The following is a 7,098-nucleotide window of genomic DNA, read 5'->3' on the forward strand; positions in this document are numbered from 1 at the left end:
CATCGGCGGCGGTGTCGTCGGGCTGCATGCGGCCCGGATGGCTGCGGGCCTCGGCGCCGACGTCTCGATCATCGACCGGTCGCTGCCGCGGCTTCGCCAGCTCGACGATATCTTCAACGGCCGCGTCCACACCCGTTATTCGACGATCGACGCGGTGGAAGAGGAAGTCTTCTCCGCGGACCTGATCATCGGTGCCGTCCTCATTCCGGGCGCTGCCGCGCCAAAACTGGTCAGCCGCGAAATGCTCTCGGGCATGAAGCAGGGCGCAGTCATGGTCGACGTCGCGATCGACCAGGGCGGCTGCTTCGAGACCTCCCATGCGACGACTCATTCCGAGCCGACCTACGAGGTTGACGGCATCGTCCATTATTGCGTAGCCAACATGCCGGGTGCCGTGCCTGTGACCTCGGCGCATGCGCTGAACAATGCGACGCTGCAGCACGGGCTGGCGCTGGCCGACCGCGGCCTGCGGGCGATCGCCGAAGACAGGCACCTGCGCAACGGCCTCAACGTTCATAGAGGCCGCGTCACCAACAAGCCGGTCGCGGAAGCGCTCGGCTATGAGGCGTTCGCGCCGGAAAGCCTGCTCAGCGTCGCGTAAGCGGGGCGACTAAGCCATCAGTTAGGGGCTGGAGAGACGCCGGGCGCTTCGCGTCCGGCGTTTTTCTATGTTTAAGATCAATACGATATGATTTAGATATATCTTAGTTGTTGACGAAATCTCCTGAGTGGCTATCTTTAGATATATCGAAAGACAGTCTGAGGAGACAAGAAATGTTCAAACACAGGTTCGATGGAAGACATGGCTGCGGCGAGCGTGGCGACCGCAAGGGTTTCGAGGAAATGTTCGCCGCCCGCGGCGGCCCGTTTAGCGGGGGATTTGGACGCGGCGGCCGGGGCGGTCCCGGCGGCGGCCGCGGTTTCGGCGATGACGGTGATGGCCGTATCGGCCGCTTCCTGATGCAGGGCGACCTGCGCCTCGTCGTATTGGCGTTGATCGAGAAGGAGCCGCGCCACGGCTACGAGATCATCAAGCATATCGAGGATCTCACCTACGGCTTTTATGCGCCGAGCCCCGGCGTCATCTACCCGACGCTGACCTATCTCGAGGAGGCCGGCTATGTGGTCGCCGAGGCGGACGGCAACAAGAAGCGCTATGCGATCACCGACGAAGGCCGCAAGTATCTCGACGAGAACCGCAGCTTTGCCGCGACGATCCTCGATCGGCTGTCGCAGCTCGCCGAGCGCATCAAACAGCGGCAGGAACGCCACGAGCGCGGCCGCGAGACCGGTCCGTCGTTGCCGCGCAGCGTCGATGCAGCCATGCTCAACCTTCGCGAGGTGATTGCCCGCAAGCTTGAGGGTGACGAAAAGAAGGGCGGCGAGATCGTCAGGCTGCTGCTCGATTTCGCCGAGAACCTTGAACGCGACGACGAGCAGGGCGACAATACCCAGAATTGAAGCCTAAGAGGGCTTCAGAACGAACATGATGGCGCGCCGCTTCGATGGAACGGCGCGCTTTCGCGCTTCAGATTGCGAGAGCAGCGTCCGCGAACGCCCGCACCTCGACCTTGTCGATCCGGCACTGGTAGCAATTGTTGCGGGCCGAGCGGACATGCACATAGGCGATGTCGTCGCGGGCCAACAGTTCCTCGGCACGCGCGGTGATCCTCTCGGTCGGCGTCACGGCGCCGCTGCCATAGACGATGCGGTCGTCCCGTCCGTAGCCACGGACGATATAATCGGTGCTCGCCAGCATGGGCGGCAGGACCTCTTCCGCCGCGTAACGCCGGCAGGGCTGCTTGTGCAGGAAGATCGGCCCGGTTTCCGCATAAGGCTGCAGGTCAGGGAAGGGGCGGTAGGCAAGAACCAGCAATTCCCCGCCGGCATCGATATTCTTGAGGCAATGGCGGCAGGGATAACCGGGGCCGTCGGAGGTTATCGTTTCGGGCTGGCGTCCGTAGGCGTCGGCGCCGCCGTTCCAGAGATGTTCGGCATCAGCGGCGGGCATGGCTTTGAAGGAAATGGTCATCGGGCTCTCCTGTGCGTGTTGCACAAGAGATGCGCCTGTCGAATGCCTCTCGCCACCCGATACTTGCCTGCGGTCAAGAATATGAATGCGTCAGCATCATCACCACCAAAGCGATCAGCATCGCCTTGGGTGAAAATTTGAACATCAGCCGTCGAGCGCTCTCAGGAGCTCGGCATCCGTCATCGGCGGGACCAGCGCTTCGTAGGTCGAAACCGGCGAAAAACCCATCATCTGGTAGAGCTGCAGGGCGCGCGGATGGTCGAGCGTGTTGGTGGTGACGGTCACCTTCTGCGGATTGTCCTGCCAAGCGGCATAGAGCGCCTGGAGCAGGAACCACTTGCCGATGCCGAGCCCGATCGCCCGTTCGAACAGTCCGAAATAGGAGAGCTCGATGACGTCGTCGCTTTCCTTGAACAGCTCAAAAAAACCAGCCGGCGCGCCGTTGACGTAGAGCACCGTGACGGAAGCGCGCGGATTGTGGATGGCGGCTGCAAGTTCCTCGTCGCTCATGCGAAGGCGCTTGTACCAGTGCCAACGTTTTCCCACCTGCCGATAGAGATAGCGGTAATAGTGAAGCGGGATCTCGGGCGCGCGGATGATCGCCGTCTGGATATTGACCGGCACCGCCAGGCTTGTCTTCGGCGGTGCGGTCATTTCCAGGCTGGTGACATGGGCTTTCAGCGGAGCTGGCTTCTTCGCCATGGCGATCACGCCGCTTTCGGCGAGGGCGGGCCGGTGACGACCGGCGTATCCTGGCGGCTGCCCCATTCGGTCCACGAGCCGTCGTAAAGCGCATTATCTTCATGGCCGAGGGATTCGAGCGCCAGCGTGATGATCGCGGCGGTGATGCCGGAGCCGCAGCTCGTCACCACCGGCCGGCCGAAATCGATGCCGGCATCCTCGATCGCCTTTTGCAGCTCGGGCAGCGAACGCAGCTTGCCGTTGACCGAGAACGTGCCGGACGGAAGGCTGGCCGCACCCGGCATATGACCGGAACGCATACCGACGCGTGGCTCAGGGTCGGTGCCGGCAAAACGGCCGGCCGGCCGCGCATCGGCGATCTGGCGCGTGCCATCGCTGACGATCGACAGCATGGTCTGGAAGTCGATCACCTTGTCCACCCTGAAATTCGGGCTGAAGATGACGGGTTCGGGCGAGGGGACGGTCGTTTCGAGCGGCCGGCCTTCGGCCTTCCAGCCATCGATGCCGCCGTCGAGCACGAAGACTTGCCGCGCGCCCATGATGCGGAACAGCCACCAACCGCGCGGCGAGGAGAAGATGCCGGGACCGTCATAGATGACGATCCGGTCGTTCTCGTGGATGCCCATCCGGCCCACCGCCTCTGCAAACACGTCCGGCGCCGGCACCATATGCGGCAGGCCGGTCGAGTGATCGGCGACCTTGTCGTGGTCGAAGCGGATGGCGCCCGGAATATGTCCGGCGGCGTATTCGGCATCCGCGTCGCGGTTCTGCGCGGGAAGATAGAAGGAGGCGTCGAGGATCTTGAGGTCGGGATTGCCGAGCTCGTTGTGAAGCCACTCGGACGAAACGACGAAACGGCTGGTTTCACTCATGTCAAATCTCCTTTGGGCCCGATATCAGGCCTCTGCGCCGGGCTCGCCGAACCGGATGCGAAACCGGCGGTTTTCTTTGCCCTTCTTCTCGATCTTGGCGATATGAATCGCCCCGACCTCCTGCGTTTCGGAGACATGTGTTCCACCGCAGGGCTGACTGTCAACGCTGGAATTTTCGCCTATGCAGACGAGGCTGACCCGCCCGAGGCCCATCGGCGGGCGGACATTCTTCGACTTGACGATACCCGGATTGGAGGCAAGCTCCTCGTCGGTGATCCACTGCACGTAGACGGGATGGTTCTGGCCGACCAGCTCCATCAGCCTGGCCGTTACTTCGTGTCTGTCGATCGTGTCGCTCATGTCGAAATCGACGCGCGACTCCTCTTCGCCGACGGCGGCCCCGGTGATCGGATACTGGCAGACGACGGAGAGAAGATGGCAGGCGGTGTGCATGCGCATCAGCTTGTAGCGGCGCTGCCAGTCGATATGCATGACCAGGTTTTCGCCGACCAGCGGCTGCGCCTCACCTTCGAGTGGCACGTGGATGACGACATCCTTGGAGGCGCCGTGCCTGGTCTGGCCGAGTTGGATCCTGGTGCCGTCGGCCCGTTCCAGAAAGCCGGTATCGCCCGGCTGGCCGCCTGACGTTGCATAGAAACAGGTGCGATGCAGCTCGATGCCTCCGTCCTCGTGGATGGCCGTCACCACCGCTTCTGCTGTCGATAGATAAAAATCGTCGCGGTAGAGAGCTTCAGCGGGCATAAATCACTCGTTCTTCAAGGTATCAGACCGTCTGGAAGGGAATGTCGATCTGCCGCTTCTGCGTCAGCCAGGCAGGCACGGGCAGGCCCTTCGACTTCAGGAAATCCGGGTTGAAAAGCTTGGACTGATAGCGGTTGCCGTAGTCGCAAAGCACTGTCACGATCGTGTGGCCGGGGCCGAGATCCCTGGCGAGGCGAACGGCGCCGGCAATGTTGATGCCGGTCGAACCGCCGAGGCAGAGGCCTTCGTGCTCGACCAGGTCGAAGATATAAGGCAGCGCTTCCGCATCCGGGATCTGGTAGGCGAAATCCGGCTTGAAACCTTCGAGATTGGCAGTGATGCGGCCCTGGCCGATGCCCTCGGTGATCGAGTTGCCTTCCGACTTGAACTCGCCATGGGCATAGAATTCGTAGAGGGCAGCACCTTCCGGATCGGCGATGCCGATCTTGATTGCCGGGTTGCGGGCCTTGAGGCCAAGGGCGACGCCGGCAAGCGTGCCGCCCGAGCCGACCGCGCAGATAAAGCCGTCTACCTTGCCGCCGGTCTGTTCGAAGATTTCGGGCGCCGTGGTCTGGATATGGGCTTCCCGGTTGGCGACGTTGTCGAACTGGTTGGCCCAGATCGCACCGGCGGGCTCGGACTTCGCCAATTCTTCAGCAAGCCGTCCGGAGATTTTCACATAGTTGTTCGGGTTCTTGTAAGGGACGGCGGGAACTTCGACCAGTTCGGCGCCAAGCAGTTTCAGCGCGTCCTTCTTTTCCTGGCTCTGAGTTTCCGGAATGACGATGACGGTGCGATAGCCGAGTGCCTTGGCGACCAAGGTCAGGCCGATGCCGGTATTGCCGGCCGTGCCTTCGACGATGACGCCGCCGGGGCGCAGGAGCCCCTTCTTTTCAGCGTCGCGGATGATGTAGAGCGCTGCCCGATCCTTGACCGATTGGCCGGGGTTCAGGAACTCCGCCTTGCCGAGGATTTCGCAGCCGGTCGCTTCGGAAGCGCCGTTCAGCCGGATGAGGGGCGTGTTGCCGATCACGTCAAGGACGGAGGAATGGGAGGTCATCGGGGGTGCCTTCTTGTTCATCGCACATGTAAACAGGGTCTTTTCGGCGGACAAGGACCCGGAGGCAAGAAATTCTGTTTCCGGAAAAGGTTTGCTCCCGTAAAATCCGTCTTTTCGCGGCCGGATCTATGGTTGCGACGGCGGCTAAAAGAGCGCCTCGAGCGCCGCCCTCTAATGTATCGACGGGCCGTTAAAAAAATCGGCGCTATTATATTGGAAGTAGTAATCCAAATTTCTCTTCGGACGTATAGACGTAGAGTTGAAGCAGATACGGATCCGCGCTGCGCGATGAAGTGAGGGCGCTTTGACCCGATTTCCTGCATGAAACTGGCATTTGGACATGCTGCAGAACCTCGAACGGCTGGATCTTCTGATCGCGCATTACGTGTCCGGCTCTCTTCCTGAGCCGGCTCATGTTCTCGTCGGCTCGCATCTGGAAATGCACTCGCCGTCCGCGAAATTGGCCGGTATCATGGAGGAGTATGCAGGCGATGCCCTGAATGTCACTCCACCCGTGCCATTGTCCGACGCCAAACGACGGTTGGCCGAAATCTTCGCGTCTGCGCCGCCGCCGGAGCATCGGCCCAGGATCTTCGGAAAATCGAAGCTCCCCGCATCGCTACGGGCTTATGTCGGCGCCGATCTCGCCGATATCAAATGGAAAACGAAACTGCCGGGTCTGCGGCATCACGTCATCGAAAAATCGAAGGAAGTCGAGACGAGTTTTTTATGGGTACGGCCGGGAAGGGCGCTCCCGCAGCACGGCCATCACGGGCTTGAATTGACGTTGGTGCTTGAGGGCGAATTTCACGACCATCGCGGCAATTTCGGTGAGGGTGACGTCTCCGTCGCGGACGAAACACTGGACCATCGGCCGATCGCGGGTAAGCGCGGGCCGTGCTTGTGTTTCTCCGTGCTGTTCGCGCCGATCGCCCTTTCCGGCTCCACCCTCCGGCTTTTAGGCGATATCATCGGTCTCTGAACCATGAAGGCCGGCGATCGCCGGCCATCGTTCAGTTAAGATGCAGTTGCGCTTCGCTGACTGCTTCCTCAAATTGCTGGCGCGCTTCTTCCGGTGACCTGCGCCCATCGAGCGCTGCCCGGCAGACGCTGCGCGCCTTGACAAAGTGTGGTCCGCGCATGTCCGGCCACCGGTCCGTCAAAAGCGCAAGCGCCTCAAACGGTCCGTTGATGACCTCAGTACCGAGTTGCCCGAAGGCGACGCGCACCGGTTTTTGCCAACTTGCCTGCGGCATCTTTCGTGTCCTCCCTGGATACCAACCTTAAAAAACGATGCAGCCGGCATTTGGTTCCGCCGGATTCAAAAAATTTTTGATCGGGCAGGCCATGATCTAAAAAACAAGCCGCCGTACCTCTCGATACGACGGCTTTCGGTCAGCAATGCGGAAGCGATTACTCGACGACCTGAACCACGGTGTGGGTGCGCGGATCGACGATGACGCGCTGCTGGTTGACGACGGCATAGGCATAGGTCGGCGCTTCCGGGATCGGGGTGAGGACGACCTGTTGCGGGATCGGCTGGCCGACGACGACGCGCTCCTGCACCACGACGGACTGCTGTATCGGTTGCTGGCGCACGTAGGTGACGACGCGTTCCGGCGGCGGGTCGATCGCCGTGCCGGCGACCGCGCCGACTACGCCACCGACGG

At 61.6% G+C, this 7,098-nt stretch carries 10 protein-coding genes; 3 read left to right on the top strand and 7 right to left on the bottom strand.

Going from position 1 to position 7,098, the window contains the following annotated elements; all coding sequences use genetic code 11:
• Window positions 1–601 (top strand): alanine dehydrogenase (locus MOV61_RS26935; protein WP_408962437.1); only part of this gene is annotated, 601 nt, incomplete at its 5' end.
• Between the two features lie 173 nt (window positions 602–774).
• Window positions 775–1,461 carry a PadR family transcriptional regulator gene (locus tag MOV61_RS26940; RefSeq protein ID WP_247138778.1) on the top strand — a complete coding sequence of 229 codons (687 nt, stop codon included), beginning with the start codon at window positions 775–777 and terminating at the stop codon, window positions 1,459–1,461.
• A gap of 67 nt (window positions 1,462–1,528) precedes the next feature.
• Here MOV61_RS26940 and MOV61_RS26945 read toward each other — a convergent pair whose 3' ends face one another.
• From MOV61_RS26945 to MOV61_RS26965, 5 genes are all read right to left on the bottom strand, one after another.
• Complete coding sequence (locus MOV61_RS26945) at window positions 1,529–2,032, bottom strand: DUF1203 domain-containing protein (protein ID WP_247138779.1); 504 nt, start codon at window positions 2,030–2,032, stop codon at window positions 1,529–1,531.
• Between the two features lie 144 nt (window positions 2,033–2,176).
• Window positions 2,177–2,734 carry a GNAT family N-acetyltransferase gene (locus MOV61_RS26950; protein ID WP_247138780.1) on the bottom strand — a complete coding sequence of 186 codons (558 nt, stop codon included), beginning with the start codon at window positions 2,732–2,734 and terminating at the stop codon, window positions 2,177–2,179.
• Between the two features lie 5 nt (window positions 2,735–2,739).
• Window positions 2,740–3,606 carry a 3-mercaptopyruvate sulfurtransferase gene (sseA, locus tag MOV61_RS26955; RefSeq protein WP_247138781.1) on the bottom strand — a complete coding sequence of 289 codons (867 nt, stop codon included), beginning with the start codon at window positions 3,604–3,606 and terminating at the stop codon, window positions 2,740–2,742.
• Window positions 3,607–3,630: 24 nt separating this feature from the next.
• Window positions 3,631–4,368 (bottom strand): alanyl-tRNA editing protein, encoded by a 738-nt coding sequence (locus tag MOV61_RS26960; protein ID WP_247138782.1) that lies wholly within the window; start codon window positions 4,366–4,368, stop codon window positions 3,631–3,633.
• Between the two features lie 22 nt (window positions 4,369–4,390).
• Complete coding sequence (locus tag MOV61_RS26965; RefSeq protein ID WP_247138783.1) at window positions 4,391–5,428, bottom strand: cysteine synthase A; 1,038 nt, start codon at window positions 5,426–5,428, stop codon at window positions 4,391–4,393.
• Window positions 5,429–5,768: 340 nt separating this feature from the next.
• Here MOV61_RS26965 and MOV61_RS26970 point away from each other — a divergent pair, with 340 nt between their 5' ends.
• The gene (locus tag MOV61_RS26970) at window positions 5,769–6,410 is read left to right on the top strand and encodes a ChrR family anti-sigma-E factor (protein ID WP_247138784.1); all 642 of its coding nucleotides are present in this window, start codon (window positions 5,769–5,771) and stop codon (window positions 6,408–6,410) included.
• 31 nt (window positions 6,411–6,441) lie between these two features.
• Here MOV61_RS26970 and MOV61_RS26975 read toward each other — a convergent pair whose 3' ends face one another.
• Window positions 6,442–6,684 (bottom strand): DUF982 domain-containing protein, encoded by a 243-nt coding sequence (locus tag MOV61_RS26975; protein ID WP_007772754.1) that lies wholly within the window; start codon window positions 6,682–6,684, stop codon window positions 6,442–6,444.
• A 157-nt stretch (window positions 6,685–6,841) separates the two neighbouring features.
• The coding region (locus tag MOV61_RS26980; RefSeq protein WP_247138785.1) for a DUF1236 domain-containing protein at window positions 6,842–7,098 on the bottom strand (257 nt) is incomplete at its 5' end.

It is taken from the genome of Neorhizobium sp. BETTINA12A (assembly GCF_023006485.1).
In the GTDB taxonomy this organism is placed as follows: Bacteria; Pseudomonadota; Alphaproteobacteria; order Rhizobiales; family Rhizobiaceae; genus Neorhizobium.

Excerpts from the sequence above, each read along its gene's own strand:
- MOV61_RS26940 (WP_247138778.1), top strand. The coding sequence starts at position 775 with ATGTTCAAACACAGGTTCGATGGAAGACATGGCTGCGGCGAGCGTGGC.
- MOV61_RS26945 (WP_247138779.1), bottom strand. The coding sequence starts at position 2,032 with ATGACCATTTCCTTCAAAGCCATGCCCGCCGCTGATGCCGAACATCTC.
- MOV61_RS26950 (WP_247138780.1), bottom strand. The coding sequence starts at position 2,734 with ATGGCGAAGAAGCCAGCTCCGCTGAAAGCCCATGTCACCAGCCTGGAA.
- sseA (WP_247138781.1), bottom strand. The coding sequence starts at position 3,606 with ATGAGTGAAACCAGCCGTTTCGTCGTTTCGTCCGAGTGGCTTCACAAC.
- MOV61_RS26960 (WP_247138782.1), bottom strand. The coding sequence starts at position 4,368 with ATGCCCGCTGAAGCTCTCTACCGCGACGATTTTTATCTATCGACAGCA.
- MOV61_RS26965 (WP_247138783.1), bottom strand. The coding sequence starts at position 5,428 with ATGACCTCCCATTCCTCCGTCCTTGACGTGATCGGCAACACGCCCCTC.
- MOV61_RS26970 (WP_247138784.1), top strand. The coding sequence starts at position 5,769 with ATGCTGCAGAACCTCGAACGGCTGGATCTTCTGATCGCGCATTACGTG.
- MOV61_RS26975 (WP_007772754.1), bottom strand. The coding sequence starts at position 6,684 with ATGCCGCAGGCAAGTTGGCAAAAACCGGTGCGCGTCGCCTTCGGGCAA.